The following is a 229-nucleotide window of genomic DNA, read 5'->3' on the forward strand; positions in this document are numbered from 1 at the left end:
TTAGCGTATCAGTGGTTCTGTTCGTAAGCTTCCGCCTCCGTCAAAAGGTTGAACAGTTTTGATTTACCTTCATTCGTGTATCCCACAAGGGCTATTTGATAGGTCTTATTACGCTTCCTTCTGTCACGATAGCGTTCGCGATGCTTCACTATTCCACTTTATTGTTGCTTGATTTCATATATTTTCCCACGAATGTGGCGGCGGTCTCTTTCCAGCTTCGTTTCACCTG

Annotated in this window: 1 pseudogene; it reads right to left on the reverse strand. The window is 44.1% G+C overall.

Annotated features, from left to right (window positions below):
- Window positions 1-14: 14 nt before the first annotated feature.
- Window positions 15-229, reverse strand: a pseudogene (locus ACYP5M_RS26890) (GTPase); the annotation flags it as partial.

Source organism: Peribacillus sp. N1 (assembly GCF_054600815.1).